Below are 16,640 nucleotides of genomic sequence, written 5' to 3' on the forward strand. Positions count from 1 at the left end.
GTTCAATGCCATTTACTGATTGCCTTCGACCAGCAAATCGACGATGATATCCAGCTGCTGCTCGACCGAGATCGGATCGCTGAACAGAAACTCGTCAAAATCGATCGGGTATATATAACCGGCTTTGCCTGCAGGCGTATTCTGGATAAACTTATCCACCCTCTTCATGTCATCCTCTGCGCCGTCATTTACGGCGAGCAATAAGCGATCGCCTACGAATTCGGGGATCACTTCCATCGATATATCCCATGTCTCTCCGTCAATAACGTCCTTCTTTACTTTCTCGGTCGGCTTCAAGCCCAGATACTTGTAGATGATGTTGCCCCCCATATTGGTATCGCCGTAAATAAAGATCGAGCCGGGGCGCACATTCAGTATCGAGAAAGTTTCATCCGCCCCAATAACCGGGCTGATCTTTTCTTTGTATTGCGCGATTTTTGCCGCAAACGCCTCATTCCATTGCTTCGCTTCTTCCTGCTTGCCAAGAATATCGCCGAACATCTCGACATCCTTGATCGGATCGTTGTGCTGCTCCACGACAATCGTCGGCGCAATCTGGCTCAGCGCTTCGTACCCGCCTTCCACGACCTCCGCGAACGGCTCCGTTGTCACAATCAGATCGGGCTCCAGCAGCAGAATCTTCTCCAGATCGGGAGGATTCCCGATATTCGTAATATCGGAGGTATCGCCAATCAGCGGATTATCCAAAATGTGTGGCGTTGCGCCAACCGGCCTGACCCCTACCGCCATCAGTTCGCCCAAATGGAAGAGACTGACTACGCGCTGAGGTTTCACCGGAATTTCCGTTTCGCCTTTCAAATGCTTGTACATACGTGTCTCTGCAGCTCTACTTTCTGCAGTTGCCTCTGCCGAAGCTGACGGCGAGGACGGCGCCCCCGTATTGTTGTTGGCCTGGCATGCGCTCAGCAGCAAGGTTGTGCATAGCAGCATCATCGCTCCGAACGTTGGTCTTGAAAATCTAAACATTGATGTTTCCCCTTCCCCCATCCATTGATAACAAGTCTCATTCTCATTATGGGAATAGGGCTCAGAGGATACAATAGACGATTTTAACAGCCTCAATGGATTATTCTGAACTGCCTGCCGACGCTCCTCCCGGTATTGCAGCGGGGAGCAGCCCGTATGTTTCTTGAACAAACGGCTGAAATAATAGACATCCGCATAGCCGACGCTGCCCGCGACCTCCTGGATACGAGCCTCCGAATGCACCAGAAACTGCTTCGCTTTGCGAATGCGTACATGAATCAGGTATTCGATCGGGCCGACGCCGATCTGGCTTTTGAACAAGCGGGACAAGTAGCTGGCGCTGCAGCCGTACATGCCGGCCAGTTCCTCGGCTGTCATCGGCTTCCTGTAATGTTCGTGAATATAATGAATCGCTTCGGTTACCAGGTTCGGTCTGCCGTTCTCCTTTGCCGACATTCGGAGCTGCCGCATAATCTCGTACACCAACGGAAGGAAGGCAGACTGCGCCTGAAGCTTCTCCATCGGTGTTGTTTGCTGCCACAGGCGATGCATGACCAAACACTTTTCCTGTAGAACCAGAGACGCGCCGGGATGGAACGCATATGGCATGCGGAAGCTCTCCTCCTCCTCCGGCGAGTCGCATTCCGCCCTGTACAGAATTACATAACAGGCATAATCGCTTCCTAGCGGCGCCATACCCAGCTCCGATTCCTTCCCTCCATGCAGAATGTGAGGCGCACGGGCTTGATAGACCGTCCCCGACAGAGTCACCCTTGCCTCCCCATGGGTCGTAATGATAAAAAAGCTGGCTGGCGTTACATAACGATCAGGGAGCGTTCCCTTCTCCGCGCTATACTCCCGAATATCCAGCAGTCTAACGGCGGCCCGGCTCCACCGTTCGATGTGGACTTCCCAATCCATACGTTGCCCCCCTCTCGCTTTTTGGCTTATGCCTCCCACCATTTCCGGTTCGGATAACCCCCCTCCGTTCGCAGAATAATGCTCTCTCCGATCATCGGGGTCGTGATCGCAACGCCTCTACGCTCCGCTTCCTTCGTCACGCGAATGGCAGGATCATCCCAACTGTGCATCGCGAGCGTAAAGCCTCCCCAGTGAATCGGCAGCAGCAGCCCGCCCCGCACGTCGAGATGCGCCTGCACCGTCTGCTCCGGCAGCATATGGATCGCCGCCCACTTCTCGTCGTATTGCCCGCATTCCATCAACGTCAGATCGAAGGGACCCAGCCGATCCCCAATCTCCTGGAAGTGCGGACCATACCCGCTGTCCCCGCAGAAAAATATATTCCCTTCTCGGCCCCGCAGCGCCCAAGAGCACCATAAGGTGCTGTCCCGAGTCGTCGTTCCCCTGCCGGAGAAATGCCTCGCAGGCGCGCAAGCCAGCTTTAGGCTGCCGACCTCGCGTTCCTCCCACCAGTCCATCTCGGTTATTCGATTACGGGAAATTCCCCAACGCTGCAAGTGCGCTCCTACGCCCAGCGGCACGAAAAAGTGTCCGACCTTCGCTTCCAGCCGTTTGATAGAGGGATAGTCCAGATGATCGTAATGATCATGCGAAATAAAGACGTAATCGATTTTCGGAAGAGCCTCCAACTCCATAGGCAGCTTGCCTCCATAACGCTTGCCGCCGACGATGGGAAACGGCGATGGCGCCTTGCCGAACATCGGATCGAACAGGATCGTCAGCCCATCCATCTGCAGCAGCGCCGCGGAGTGGCCGAACCAGATAACCCTTGGTTGCAGGCTCGGCCTAAGATCTTCTTCGCCGAGCGCAACATACGGAACTGCTTCGCGGGGATTACGATCGGGATTGCCCCGAATGAATTCCCAGGCGGCAGGCAGCATTTCTTTGAAGCCCATCAGCACCTTCGATTCGAGGGGATAACGAAACTTCCCGTTGTCATAATGCGGAAGACTCGCATATCTCCCGAGTTCTTCGCGGGAGGGTCGGCCTCCGAAGACGGGGACGACGATTTGTACAAGCGGAACGGCGACAACGATAACCAGCACAATCAGAATAATAATCGCAAGCGTTAACCACATCTCGGTTTCTTCCTCCATCCTGGCTTCGATTCTCGCGTTTCGCGCGGTCGAAGCCACTCCACCTATCATATACTACCATCGTAGACCGATCGCAGGGCAAAAGTAAAGAGCCCCCACATCGTCCTATACAGGTGGTCATCGTCCTTCTTGGATAAGAGGAAAATCACCCTCTAATGGCCCTCTCCTCGTCATCCCCTGGGTCATAGAGGGATTTCCTCCCTCTAATTTAGGCCGAATCCCTACATTTAAACAAAACCAATATGATTATAGGGAGGTTTTCCCCTTAAGATCGGCAATCAGCTCAATTCAGTATGATTAGATGGAGCTTTTCCCTTTATTTCTAGATTAGGCATACGATTGGCTTCTTCTCCCATTTGGTCGTGCAACAATGCAATGTTACCGTAGGTAGAAAGTCAAAAATGAACTGGCTGCGCCGTTTTCGCGCAAGATTGCTGGTTTCATTCCGAAAATGATGGGGCAAGTATGGAGGAAAACTTATGCTATCCTATCATCCGAAAAGAGACAGCCGGGCTCCAAGAGCCTCTGCTGCCTCCGTTCTTCCGTTCGCCGCATTTTAGCCAAGCCGACTGTCTGAGTAATGTGCCATCGCGTCTCGCATGAACAGGGCGAGACCTTCTCCAAACTGGTCGATATTACGCGCAAATCGTTCGTCATCGACATACATCTGTCCGAGACCTTTGAACGCCTCCGGCGAATACGAACCCATTTGGTTCAGCAGCGTGTACCATTGGCCGATCGCCTCTTGCGACGCTTCCGATGTCGGATCGTCATGGCGGACGGCCGCCAGCTTCCTGTACAATTCGTTCATCTCGTCCTGGAAAGCCTGCATTTTGCCGTCTTGCTTCAGCTTCTCCATCTTCGCGTTCGATTCGTCGACGGCCTTGTCGCCCCAGCGCTCTCTTGCCTCTTGTTCGTATGGGTTGCTGCCGAAATCGAAGCCTTTGAATTTTTCTTCGTTTGTCATGGTTACCTCTCCCTTCGCGTGTCTGATCGTCTGCTCCACCGTTCGGAGCAATTGCTCCAGCTGGCTTCGCTTCTCGTTCAGCATCTCCCGATGCCGCTCCAGCGCTTCCAGCCGGTCGAACGATTTGCTTGTGACGATTTCCTTGATTTTTTTCAAAGAAAAGCCAAGCTCCCGAAAAAATAAAATTTGCTGCAGAAGCTCAAGGTTTCGCTCCGAGTAGTCGCGATACCCCGCCTCCGTGGTCCCGTCGGGAACTAACAATCCGATCTCATCGTAATGATGCAGCGTGCGCACGCTGATCCCGGTCAGATCCGCAACCTCTTTTACCTTCATGGCGCCTCGGCCTCCTTTCAAGCTTTACTCTAAAGTATCACGCAACGTGAGAGTCAATACGTTTTTTAATGCTTTCTTATATTTCTAGAAAATCGACGAATAACCTGTCTCATTAACCCAATCCAACAGCCTTCGCCGCTTATACAATATATGGAGTGCCAATAATGCACGGACGGAGGAGTGATAAGTTGTCCAGCTTAAAGAAACAAAGCAAAGAAGTGCTCCAGGAGAACACGGTGATCAGCATGAGCCTCGTATTCGAGGACGGCAGCACGAAAGTAATGAATCTGGAGGGGCAGGAGCTGTCCAGCAAAGCCGCCAAACGGCTGCTCGAATCGATCAAATGGGATTCGGTCGCGGAAGTCACGTTCGAGGTCGATGAGGATGAGCGCGACGGCGAAGAAGGCGACGATGATGAGGACGACGATCTAGATTACGATTTGGATGATTATTTGGATGACGAAGAGGATGAAGAAGAGGACGATTAGGAGGAGGTTTAAGAGGAGGTATAAGAGGACGTTTAAGAGGACGTTTAAGAGGACGTTTAAGAGGACGTTTAAGAGGACGTTTAAGAGGACGTTTAAGAGGACGATTTATTCTGACGCCTATGTCCTCTAGTCCTCAAAAGTTTGGGGCTGTCCAATAAGTCTCAAAAATAAAAAGTTGGGCGGAAACGCCGTCCAACTTTTCGTATTATAAGGTCAGCCAGAATGTTCTGGTTGGCCTTTTTGTGCACCTGCTTTTTCAGGAAAGTGGCGAGGTGGATGCCTGCCACTTAACATTCAACCAAAACGGGGCGTCCAGCATTCCGTTTTCACTGATTTATTGAAAAGTCATTTGCCAGGTGCAGGCCAATTGGGTGAAATGTGTATGAATTTTCATACACGTTTGGCCAGGTGCAGGCCTATTTGGTGGATTGTGTATGATTTTTCATACACGTTTGACCAGATACCGGCCTGTTTGGTGGATTGTGTATGAATTTTCATACACGATTGACCAGATGCAGGCCTGTTTGGTGGATTGTGTATGAATTTTCATACACGATTGACCAGATGCAGGCCTGTTTGGTGGATTGTGTATGAATTTTCATACACGTTTGAACAAGCCCCCATATAATCGAGCCATAAGGACAACGGGTACCTTAAAAGTTCACTTCTCGGACAGCCCCTTTCGGCGTTGCTTCCCAAGAGAGCAGAGTACGCAACGACGATCGGAATGCAGTATGCAGCGCAGCACAGTCGGCGCAATAGTCCGAAAAAGTTGGGCTACAGGGCCCGATAAAGTAACTCCGAGTTAAGCAATAGCCCGAAAAAGTCGGGCTGCTGCGCTCTGAGAAGCCCAACGAGTGCCATCCTTGGACGGAGAACCTTGCTGTTAGGGAAAAGCAAAAAAAGACTGTTCCTCTCCCTGCGGAGAGAATGCAGTCCTTTTTTTGACGGCCTTGATTACGAATCTATAACCAGCCTTCAGCCTCGCCGTGCCCAAGTTGATTACCTCTTATCGACAAAACATCAACCTTTAGGAGTGACTATAGAGACTCGTCACCCGAAGGATCTGCCCCGTCCATATCGTAGGCCTCTCCCTCTTCGGGAGCATCTTGCTCGCCAGCCTCTTCCGCTTCGAAAGCTCCTTGCTCGCCCGCAGAATCCGATGATGCCTCGACAACCTGGCTCGACGGTGCCACTCTCGGACTATTCCACACCTCAAGAATGTTGCCCGCAACGTGACTCCAGGTAAAGTTATCCTCCGTCAGTTTGCGGCCGTTAAGCCCCATCTGCCGGGATTCTCCCAAGTTGGACAGCATCGCGTTAATTTTTGTTGCGTATTCCGCCGGGTCCTCCGGATTCTCGACGATCACGCCGTTATTGCCGCGGATGATCTCCGGATTGCCGCCGCGCGCAGTCGTAATAAGCGGCAGCCCTGCCGCCATCGCCTCGTAGTGAACCCTCGCAAGCGGCTCCTCCCAGATCGACGTGCAGACGAACATATCCGCCGCGCAGAACCACTTATGCACGTCGCTTGCCTGCACGTATCCCGTCGTCATAACGGGGAGCGGCGACGTCTCCGCCATTGCCCGAAGATAAGCGATATAATCGCTGATGCGGTCATCACTGTACCAGGCCGCTCCCACGATGACAAGCACGGCATCAGAATGTTTGACCTGGGACATCGCGCGTACGAGTACATGCGGTCCTTTGTTGCGTGACAACCGACCGACGAATAGAATAACTTTTTTGTTGCCAAGTCCGTGCTGGGCACGAATATCTTCCCTGTCCTTGAGCGCCGCCCTCGACTGCTTCCACGGGGCGAATCTGCCCAGATCGACGCCGGAATAGACCGTGCGGATCTTGGATTCCGCCTGCGGATAGTCCTTGCAGATGGCGGCACCGATGTAGTTGCTGATCGTAATGATCGTATCGACCCGCTCCACGACGGCGTCGCCTTCCTCCCTGGCCAGCTTGTGCGGGTTAAACATGTCGTTATGCATGCTAAGCACGATTCGGGCATTCGGCATGATCTCCGAGATAGGCATGACGAGACGCGGCCGGTTAAAAATATGAACGACATCGTAGGAAGTCCCGCCAGCCGCTAAATACGGGAGCATATTGCTCATATAGGTCTCCAATGCCCCGTTTGATTCGAAGCGCAAATAACGTACGCCGTCCACCCGCTCGTCGCTTGCCAGTTCGGGATCGTCCCTGCCAATAATCGTGATGTTGTGTTGCGCCTTCAGCAGTCCGACCGCACCGCCGATATACGTCTGAATGGCTCCACCCCTAATATTCGGTACCGGCAGCTTCTCCGTGCAAATCATCAAAATGTTCAAGCCCAGTCCTCCTTGCCGACTTACTGTCACGGTAAGCCGAGAGATACAGCTTCACGCCGACCTTCTTCTTTCCTTTGTTCCAAGCTGACCTCGTACGGCTTCCGCCCGCTGCCTTTTTCAAACTATCCCTGACAGCAGCTCCCGACTTCGAAGCCGAAGTGGAACGCTTAGGCGGCTGGCCCCCAGCGGCGGTACCTCTGGACTTCTGCCCGCCGCTGGCCGCGCTCGGCTTGCCGGACTTCGGCTTTCCTGCGGCAGGCGATGAGGCTGGCCCCGTTCTGTATTTGTAGCGTTTCATGCGTTCTCGTTCTGGCGACACGGCTTTCCCCGGCTGGCGCAACGGCGATACGGCCTTTTCCGGCTTGCGTACGGCCAGCCCCTCTTGCGAAGGCAGTTGCTCGGATCGCTGAAGCTTGCGGAGCTCCTTCTTGGATAGCTTCTTTAACTCTTTCTTGGACAGCTTCTTTAACTCTTTTTTGGACAGCTTTTTTTCTTCTTTTTTGATCAGCTTTTCTTCTTCTTTTTTTGTCAGCTTCTTTAACTCTTTTTTGGACAGTTTCTTTAACTCTTTTTTGGACAGCTTCTTTTTTTCTTTTTTGGACAGCTTGCGCGGTGTTTCTCCGCCCGGAATGATCTTCGCCTTCCCGTCCGGATTGAGGACAATACGAATGGCATCGTCCTTAACCTTGTCCTTGCGCTTGCGTTTGGAGCCAGGTATCTCCACGATCGGCGCCGCGCCTTCCTTGGCATAATCTTTGTAGCGGTACGGTCCGCTCGGCGCAGCCGTCACGTCCGGATAATCTCCGGCCGCATACTTCGTTTTGTCTTTCTCCAGCTCGCGCAGCACATCCCACTTGTTCGTCTCTGTCGCGACGACGCGGTCGAGAATGGCGTTCAGCTCCGTATTCATGAACTCGACGGGCGTAAACACAACCTCTTTGACGTGCTTATAGAATTCATTCGGGAACGCCATGTCTATCCAGAGCAGCTCGAATGTCTCTTGATCCAGCGGGTTCGCGGAGTGATACGCGTCGATGACTCCTCTGATCCACTCCAGATCCCAAGCGCCCATATCGTCCATGGTGCTGGTAATGATTTTGCGGAGATCGCGGATAGGGAGGTCGAAGGCGACCCCGTCAAGGTCGATGACCCAGATGCCGCCGGGACCCATCTGTCCGTTGGACCAGCCGTAATCCTGATGGGCTAGCCCCCAGTGGGCCTCGCCTTTCGCGACCATTCTTTTGTAAGCCGATTCCTGGAACCGTTTGAGGATATCGCGCGCCTGCCCCTCGAACGTATCCAGCACGGACAATAGATGTCCGCTCGCTTCCGTGTTGGGATAAGCATTGGCAATATGGCGGAACCAGCCAATCTTCGTCATGATCTTCTGGTACTGGCTCTCCCACTTGTAAATACGGGACGATTTGCCCGCCTCGGCAGGCGGCTCGTAACCCTTCGACCATTGATGAAACTCCCCGAGACCGTGGCACAATGTCCGCGCTCCCTCCAGATCGATCTTCATGACGGGCGTCAACGTATCGATCCAGTCCGTTACGATCCACAGCTTCCCTCCGGCTACAACGGAATTGCGACCATCCTTGGTGAGAATAATCCCTGGCACTCTGGCTCCCTTGCTGACTACGTACTCCTGCGCGCCGACGCTGAACAGGCTTCGCTGCGGCGTCCGATGCAGCACCTTCAAACTCCTTGGTCCGCGGTTTGTCTCAATCCGCCAGATGGCGCCGCCTTTGTCCGGCTTGGACGTTATCAACGTCATTCCGCTGACGCTCATATCGTAGGATTTCATGACCTCATACGCGAGCTTCTCCACTTCGGGCGGCACGTATTGCTCCAGGTTATAGGAACGCATCGATTCGTCCGAAGACAGATCATCCCAGGGCACAATTTGATATTGTTCCAACTAGGCTACCTCCACTCTAGTCAAGCTAAATAAGCGATGTCCTCTTATCTATATGCGCCGCTACAGTCTATCGATTGGACATGAGTGGAGATGAAGGCGCCCTATTGCCTAGGACTGGCCTATCGTTCATATTTAGTAGAAGCGGAACTCTACCAAATTCCGAACGTGATAGACGCTCGATTGGCGGCAGGCCGCGGCGCTATCGGGAACTCGCACGATTGCCGAATCGCGATGCCGATGTCGCGAATTTGCAGTATGAGAGTGACGCAATCATCGACTACTTCGCCGCTCACAGTAATGTTACGATGAGGGTACTGTCACGATTATCGAATAGGGAGATGAATGCAACACATGAGCAAAATCATTCGCATCGGCATCATCGGAAGCGGCGGCATCGCCGGCGGCCACCTGCGTGCCTATCAGAACATGGAGAACGTCGAAATCGTAGGCGCGGCGGATATCGTGCCTGGGAGAGCTCGGCAATTCCTTGACGCCGCGGGCCTGACGGAAGCACAGGCATTCGAAGATCATCGCCGGCTGCTGGAGCTGGAGTTGGACGGCGTCAGCATCTGCACGCCGAACGTCTCCCACTACCAGACGACGCTCGACGCGCTGCGGGCGGGCAAGCATGTGCTGTTGGAGAAGCCGATGTCCGTGACGCTGGACGAGGCGATTGAGATGACGCAAGCATCGCGGGATACCGGCAACATGCTGACGATCGGCTTTCAGCCGCGTTACGACCCCAACATGAAGCTGATTCGTCAAGTCATTCAGGAGGGCAAGCTGGGCAAGGTGTATTACGTGGAGGTTGGCGGCGGACGCCGCAGAGGGATGCCCGGAGGCACCTTTATCCGCAAGGATCTTGCCGGCGCGGGCGCCATGGCGGATATCGGCTGCTACTCGCTCGACTTCGCGCTGCAGGCGCTTGGTTCTCCCAAGCCGCTGACGGTGTCGGCGGTGACTTCGAACTATTTTGGCACCAATCCTGCGTATCATTCCGAAGCAAGCCGCTTCGACGTCGAGGATTTCGGCGCCGCCTTCATTCGCCTGGAGGGAGGCATTACGCTCCAATTCAAAATCTCCTGGGCTATGCACATGGACACGCTCGGCGCCTCCATGTTCCTCGGCACGGATGCGGGGCTTAAAGTAACGCCTGCCGGTCAAGGTCCATGGTCGGGCGTATGGGATGGACAGGTCGGCAGCATGACGCTGTACCACGATCTGCTGGGCCAGCATACGCAGACTCCCCTTCCCCGCATTGAACATACCTTGAACGTGTTCGAGGAGAAGGTGAAGGACTTCGTCCGGGCCCTGCGCGACGGAAGCGCCGCCCCGATCCCTGCTTCGGAAATTCTGTACAACCAGGCCATCATCGACGGCATCCTGCGTTCCTCGGCGGCAGGCAAGGAAGTCGATATCGAGCTGCCGAACATGGGCTAACAGGGAGGAACGGCCATTCTCCGATTAGATTATCGAGAGAATGGCCGTCATCTTTCCCATCGTTTTCTATTATTCACACGAGGCACCGATCTGACTTCGCCTTCTACTGCATGGGCAGCCAAGCGACCTTCCAGATGCCTGCTTTATTACGCAGTAGTTGGAAGCCCCGCACCTCCTCCTCAGTTCCACCGAACGTTGGCCTTATCGTAATCGTCGCTTGATCTGACTCGACCTCCTCGCCCAGCCTATAACCCATCATGAGCCTATCCCACATCCGCCAAGTCCGTTGCGCAAGCCCCTGATCATTCGAAATTTCATTGATATAGGTGTCGTAGTCGGGAACCGTAAACCCCTCTTCTTGAATCAACAAGGCGTAAACGGTTTTCTCATCCCTGTTCAACTGAGCCTGCACGTAATAACGGAAAATCCCGATCGGGGGCAAGTCTTTCAGCAGACTCTCATCGCGACTTGCCGCGTACCGCTCGTAACCCTTCATTTCGTCGGAGGTCATTAGCCAATTCTCGGTCATCGCGGACAACAGCAGCCTTCGCCTCTCGTTCTCCGCAATGAAAGGATTGGGCACAAAATCCCTCGCTTCGACAAAGCCCGCAACGCCATCCTCGGATCTTATCCGATAACGCCCGTTTGCCATCTTCTCTTCGACAAACACGCTGTTAAACCATGGCACCTCGATCTCTCTGCCGCTTATATCCTTGATCACGGCTCCTTGCCTCAGAACGCCTTCCATTGCCATTGCCGGATCCCAATCCATTAATTCGGTCTTCCGCAGCCATAACTCGCCCCCGTAAGGCTGATCATAGGTTACGATATCGACGCCCACCCAGTCTTGGAATTCCTTTACGACTTTGACGACTTTGCCAGCGTCGACCTCAGGACCCGACGGCTCCATCTCCTCCGGATTCACGCTCATCGTCACCGCGCTCTCTGCAAACATCAAATAGGGCTCGACGGCATCGACCGGCGCCTCATCCTTGTCCTTCGTCAAATACCACGCGTTCATCCATCCCACATCGCCCCCCTGGTTCACCTTGGCGTATTCCCCCGAAATATCCAGCACCTTTAACGGGACGCCTGTCGTTACCGTGTATACGGCCGCTTCCTTTGTATAAGGATTCGGTACCGTATACAAACCCGTTTCCCCCTTCGCATAAAAATCGCCGACCATGGGTTTCGGACCTTCCGTTGGCCGGGGAGTAGTTTGGGGCGTTTCCGTCGGCAGGGTCATAGAAGGCTCCGCTCCGAACCAACCGGCAGGCCGCAAGACGAGAATGAGCGCCAGGACGGAAGCAACCGCCAGCCCGGACGCGGCATACATCCACATCCCGCTCCGGCTTCTCCATCCGCCGTCCCGAGCCCTACGGCCGATCTCCTTCATGCGTTCCTCCGTAAACGTGCGTTCGCGGAACGGCCCCGCCTTCATCCGTCCATACCAATCCGGCCTATGCTCGCTCATGGACGCCGCCTCCTTCCCACATCTCCGCGGCTTTGCGCCGCGCTCTCGACAACCTTGATTTCACCGTGCCGACCGGCAATCCCGTCAGCTCGGCCATCTCCTTGAGGCTCATCTCGTATTTGGCATCCAGTACGAGGAGCTCGCGGTATTTGGCCGGAAGGGCCATGACGGTCTCCCATATTTCGTCTGCCAGCTGGTTGCCCATCGCCACGGCCTCGGCGGAGGGCTCTCTCCCCGGCCGTTCGGGTTGCCCCACCGGAATGACGCGCCTTAGAAACGCGGATCGCCGATAATTAAACGCGCAGTTCCGCGTAATCGCGAACAGCCACGTCTGCATGGACGATTCGCCCCGGTATCGATTCGGGCTTCGGAACACCTTCAGGAATGTTTCTTGCGCAATATCGTCCGCCCAATCCTTTCTTTTGGTCAGGAAATACGCATAATTCCATACTTCCTGGCCGTGTTGCCGCATCAGCTCGTTCAGATCCTCAGGCGAAAATCGTTCGACGAACCTCCAGTAATCCTGCTCCATTCCGACCACCTCTACCCAATTAGACACAGGATATCGTCGTTAGGTTCCACCAAGCAGCAGAAATAGCGCTCAAGTATAGTGAAAACTCATACTTGAACGCTATTTGCAAAAGCACGGGTCATCCGCCTTGGCGCGGACCTGTTTTAAAAGCCGGCCTAAACATCCGCTATTTCCGTTTTGATTCGTTAATCAGCGCTTTGTTCTTTTCGTTAAAAACGCCGTTGTGAGAAGAGACATACGCCATAGAAGAAGCCTTGGGCTCGATGTGCAGCTTGGCGCCGTTAACAGCTAGAGCCGCATCCGTAAACGCTCCCGCGATCAGGTGAAGCTTGTTGGCATACGTCGCAGAATCACCGGCCGTGAAGATGCCGGGGATGCTCGTAGCCATACGCTCTCCGGCGACGAACTGGCTCCATTCCATCTTCAGGCCCCACTCGGTCATCGGTCCCAGATTGGCGGGATGGCCATGGTTAATGATAACGGCATCCACTTCCAATTTGACCTTCTCGTCCGTAGGCTCGCCTGCCGCATCCGCCTTCGCAAGCGTCACTTCCCGAATGCTGTCTCCATCGCCATGGAGCTGGGAGATGACGTAGGGATTCATGACCGCGATGTCGGATTCCATAATGTGGCGGACGTTTTTTTCATGGCCCCCCAGCTTTTCGCGCCGATGGACCATCGTGATGCTGGCCGCGATGGATTCCAGCTCCATCGCCCAATCCACCGCCGTGTCGCTGCCTCCGGATAACAGCACCCGCTTGCCCCGGAAGCTCTCCAAATTCATGACCGTATAATAGAGGTTCGTGATCTCGAACCGTTCGGCGCCCTCTACCTCCAGCTTAGCCGGACTGGGCACGCCATATCCCACTGCCAAAATGACCGTGCGCGTCCAATGCCGCTCGCCGCTCGTCGTCGTAAGCATCATTGTCCCGTCGTCCAAATGCTCCAGATACGCGATCTGCTGTCCTAAAACGATATCAGGCTGGAACGTGTTCGCCTGCTGGATCAGCTTTTCGATGAGCTCAGAGCAGCGTACGGGCGTGACGCCTCCGACGTCCCAGATCATTTTCTCCGGATAAATAAGCATTCTGCCGCCAAGCTCGTTCTGCGCTTCGATAAGCTTTGTTTTCATATCCCGCATACCGCTGTAGAAAGCCGCGTACAATCCCGCCGGTCCGCCGCCTATTATCGTTGTATCAAAGAGCTCGATGCGATCCCCTGTTATTGGGTCAACCGTCTGAACGCTCTTATCCGAACTCATGATTTTTCGCCTTCCGTAAGCAATTTAACGGCTTCGTCCAGCGTCACTTGTACAGAAATAGGGTCGTAATTGAACCATATGTTGGCAGGCAGCTCATAAACCTTGCCATTCTTCACGGCAGGCAGGTTTGACCAAACGGCCAGTTTCTGGGCCTCTTTATACGCCCGGTCGCCTTCTTCATCCGTAACCAGGACGAAGATGCGATCAGCCGAGTAATCCGGAATATTTTCCAGGGAAATGTCCTCCGTGCTCGTAAAGTTCGGATTTTTGGCCACTTCCGCCTCAATGGCGGCCGGCATTCCCAGCTGCAGTCCCTCATAGAAGGCATGCCCAACGTCGCGTCCGCCGTACACCCGGATGGAGCTGCCGAAGAATCGGATAATGGATACCGTCTCTCCCTCCGCGACATGCCCCTTCACAGCTTCTCTTGCAGCGATTGCCTTCTCTTCGTAGTCGCTAATATAAACTTCTGCCTCTTCTTCCTTATCCAGCAGCGCGGCAACGGCGCGAAGCTTCGCCCATACATCGTCGGCGCTCCATGGAATGATGACCGTAGGCGCAATCTTGGAATAATCGACGTAATCCACTTCATCGAAGTCGGTAGCAAGGATCAGATCCGGTTCCAGCGCTACGATGGCTTCCTTGTTGGGAGGGAATTGTCCGATATCCGCCGATCCCGACGTAAATTCGCTCAAATTCGGGCTTTGATCGGGCAGCAGTCGAGTAGACGCGCCCGCAGGCTTAATGCCAAGAGCCGCCAGCTCGCCAACATAATATGTAGCCGCAATCCGCTCAGGCTGAGCTGGTATGGAGACATCTCCGTTTACGGTCGAAACGACGCGCGCTTCGGGTTTTGTTTCATCTGAGGCAGTCGGACTTGGACTTGCAACCGATCCCGTTGCGGCCTTGTCTCCATTTGCCGGCGCATTGCCATTTCCTCCGCAGCCTCCTATAATCAACATCGCCGCTACGATTATGGACAAATACAACTTCATTTTCTTCTTCCCCCTGTTAGTCACTATGGATAATGATAATCATTATTATAGGGACGCGAGCAGCAGGCTGCTAGAGCGTATTATTAGAGGTTACTGGTCATATTGTTAACTAAAATGAGCTTACTCCTAAAATATCAGGAATTTTTTTCAACTGCGCTTCTATATAAATGGGATCGTAGTGCAGCCAGTCCCGATAATCCAGATAGATGAGACGATGGGACGACGCCACCTCGAACGATCGCCAATGCTCGTTGGTTTGCAGGAGATGGCTGTGTTGATCGCTGTCCGGCGACAGAATAACGACATTGACGTCGCCCGCGCATTCCGCCATTTGGCGCATCGGAATCTCCATGCTATGCAAGTTCGGTTCCCCGGTTAATTTGTTCTTTATTTGAGCTGGCGGCTCGAACCCCAGCATCTCGTAGAAAATACATCCCACATCGCGTACCCCGTACAAATAACAACGGTTGTTCTCGAGCTTGAACACGCTGACCGTCGTCCCGGGTGCGTACCGCCCGCCGATTTGGCGCCGCACCTCATCCGCGATGCCGTCCAGCCTGCTAATCAAAGCTTCAGCCGCTTGCTCCCGCAGAAGCAAAGAGCTGATCGCGCGCAGATGCCCCCGCCAATCCGTTCCCAGCCAAGGGATATAGATGACAGGCGCAACGCCTCTCCATCTGGCCTGCTTGTCCTCCGTATCGTACGTCAAAATAAGCTGTGGACGACTGTCGGAGAGCAGCTGTCGCTGTCCTTCGATGGAGAGCAGCGCCGGAAACCCATTGGTTTCTTTGCGAACGTCGGGCGATGGCGCATCCATTCCCTGTCCAAATCGGGCCGCGACCGGCATGACGCCCAGTGCCAGCAGATGATGCGTGTACGGATACTGCAGCGACGCGATCCTCTCCGGTACGAAGGACGTCCGGAACAACGAAGGACCGACTCCCATTACTCCCTTAAAACGTTTGCTCATATACCAGGAGTCGCGAAATCCCGATGCAAGAGCCACTTCCGTCAGATCCCCTCTATTCTCCCTGCCCAGTAGAAGCAGCTCCGCTGCCCGATGCGCACGCAGACGCTCCAAATAGACGGAGGGCTGAACACCCGTCATTTTCTTGAAAAGGATGGAGAAATAGGCGTCGGCCACGCCTGCCATGCGAGCGAGCTGCTCTCTCGTCAAAGGCTCCCCATAGTGATCCTCCATATAATGCGCAACGCTCATGACGGATTGCTCCGTCGTCGGCTGCTCAACCGATCTGTTGCGGCGCATGCCTTCGCCATGCCACCACACCATCATTTGCTGCACGAGCATGTGGGCGATCAAGCTCTGCTGAGGATGGTCTGCCTGCATATGCATGGCGTAATAGAGCCGTTCGGCCAGAGGTGCAAGCTCGTCGGCTTGAGCGGCAACAACAATCTCGCCTTCCGGCAGCCAGGAGGCCCCCTTAGTCGACATGTGACTTGTGGCACTTAAACTCGCAAGCACATCTGTATTCTCGTGGATTCGAAGCTCCAGAAACTCCATCCAATAAAGCTTCCACTCGCCTTTCGAAAGCTCCGGCTGCAAGATGATACCCTCCGAAGCCGTTCCGGCAGCGCCAACGAGCGCACTGCCTGGCACCAACCTCGTAACGGCATCCCCTTCGGCGCTCGCGTGGACATGCCCCGAGCCGGCGATGCCCAGCAGCATCCAGGGAAAGCGCGATTGCAATTTCCGCTGAATGGGCTCGCGGCTGACCGTAAGATGTGTGATGGATCGAAATGCGTAGATCAGGTTCACGCTCGTGTCCATGTCCTCAGCTCCTTCTATTTCCAAGTCCATTATACG

Annotated in this window: 12 protein-coding genes; 2 read left to right on the forward strand and 10 right to left on the reverse strand. The window is 54.3% G+C overall.

Features of this window, described 5'->3' with window-relative positions:
• Positions 1-12 precede the first annotated feature (12 nt).
• From H7F31_RS01535 to H7F31_RS01545, 3 genes are all read right to left on the reverse strand, one after another.
• Positions 13-1,908, reverse strand: a complete 1,896-nt coding sequence (locus H7F31_RS01535) for a helix-turn-helix domain-containing protein (protein WP_187102701.1) — start codon at positions 1,906-1,908, stop codon at positions 13-15.
• A gap of 26 nt (positions 1,909-1,934) precedes the next feature.
• Positions 1,935-3,047, reverse strand: a complete 1,113-nt coding sequence (locus H7F31_RS01540) for an MBL fold metallo-hydrolase (protein ID WP_187102702.1) — start codon at positions 3,045-3,047, stop codon at positions 1,935-1,937.
• Between the two features lie 574 nt (positions 3,048-3,621).
• On the reverse strand, positions 3,622-4,365 hold the full coding sequence (locus H7F31_RS01545) for a MerR family transcriptional regulator (RefSeq protein ID WP_187102703.1): 744 nt from the start codon (positions 4,363-4,365) through the stop codon (positions 3,622-3,624).
• A 188-nt stretch (positions 4,366-4,553) separates the two neighbouring features.
• On the opposite strand from H7F31_RS01545, the gene H7F31_RS01550 reads away from it, so the two are divergent.
• Positions 4,554-4,853: a hypothetical protein gene (locus H7F31_RS01550; protein ID WP_187102704.1), complete on the forward strand. Its 300-nt coding sequence runs from the start codon at positions 4,554-4,556 to the stop codon at positions 4,851-4,853.
• Between the two features lie 1,040 nt (positions 4,854-5,893).
• Here the strand turns inward: H7F31_RS01550 and H7F31_RS01555 are convergent.
• A complete protein-coding gene (locus H7F31_RS01555; RefSeq protein WP_187102705.1) occupies positions 5,894-7,192 on the reverse strand; it encodes a glycosyltransferase family 4 protein in 1,299 nt (432 codons plus the stop codon).
• Positions 7,143-9,113 (reverse strand): CotS family spore coat protein, encoded by a 1,971-nt coding sequence (locus H7F31_RS01560; protein ID WP_261800270.1) that lies wholly within the window; start codon positions 9,111-9,113, stop codon positions 7,143-7,145. Before H7F31_RS01560 ends, H7F31_RS01555 begins: the two co-directional genes overlap by 50 nt.
• A 351-nt stretch (positions 9,114-9,464) precedes the next feature.
• Here H7F31_RS01560 and H7F31_RS01565 point away from each other — a divergent pair, with 351 nt between their 5' ends.
• The gene (locus H7F31_RS01565) at positions 9,465-10,553 is read left to right on the forward strand and encodes a Gfo/Idh/MocA family protein (RefSeq protein WP_187102706.1); all 1,089 of its coding nucleotides are present in this window, start codon (positions 9,465-9,467) and stop codon (positions 10,551-10,553) included.
• A gap of 103 nt (positions 10,554-10,656) precedes the next feature.
• On the opposite strand, the gene H7F31_RS01570 is transcribed toward H7F31_RS01565, so the two are convergent.
• The 5 genes from H7F31_RS01570 to H7F31_RS01590 form a co-directional block, all read right to left on the reverse strand.
• Positions 10,657-12,027, reverse strand: a complete 1,371-nt coding sequence (locus H7F31_RS01570) for an SH3 domain-containing protein (RefSeq protein WP_187102707.1) — start codon at positions 12,025-12,027, stop codon at positions 10,657-10,659.
• On the reverse strand, positions 12,014-12,559 hold the full coding sequence (locus H7F31_RS01575; RefSeq protein WP_256975639.1) for an RNA polymerase sigma factor: 546 nt from the start codon (positions 12,557-12,559) through the stop codon (positions 12,014-12,016). The genes H7F31_RS01570 and H7F31_RS01575 overlap by 14 nt, the downstream gene beginning before the upstream one ends.
• A gap of 166 nt (positions 12,560-12,725) precedes the next feature.
• Entirely contained in the window at positions 12,726-13,820 is a 1,095-nt protein-coding gene (locus tag H7F31_RS01580; protein WP_187102708.1) for an NAD(P)/FAD-dependent oxidoreductase, read from the reverse strand.
• Positions 13,817-14,815, reverse strand: a complete 999-nt coding sequence (locus H7F31_RS01585) for an ABC transporter substrate-binding protein (RefSeq protein WP_187102709.1) — start codon at positions 14,813-14,815, stop codon at positions 13,817-13,819. Before H7F31_RS01585 ends, H7F31_RS01580 begins: the two co-directional genes overlap by 4 nt.
• Before the next feature lie 109 nt (positions 14,816-14,924).
• Positions 14,925-16,604, reverse strand: a complete 1,680-nt coding sequence (locus tag H7F31_RS01590) for a helix-turn-helix domain-containing protein (RefSeq protein ID WP_187102710.1) — start codon at positions 16,602-16,604, stop codon at positions 14,925-14,927.
• Positions 16,605-16,640: the final 36 nt, after the last annotated feature.

Origin of the sequence: Paenibacillus sp. PAMC21692, from assembly GCF_014303795.1 — a bacterium.
In the GTDB taxonomy this organism is placed as follows: domain Bacteria; phylum Bacillota; class Bacilli; order Paenibacillales; family Paenibacillaceae; genus Pristimantibacillus; species Pristimantibacillus agaridevorans.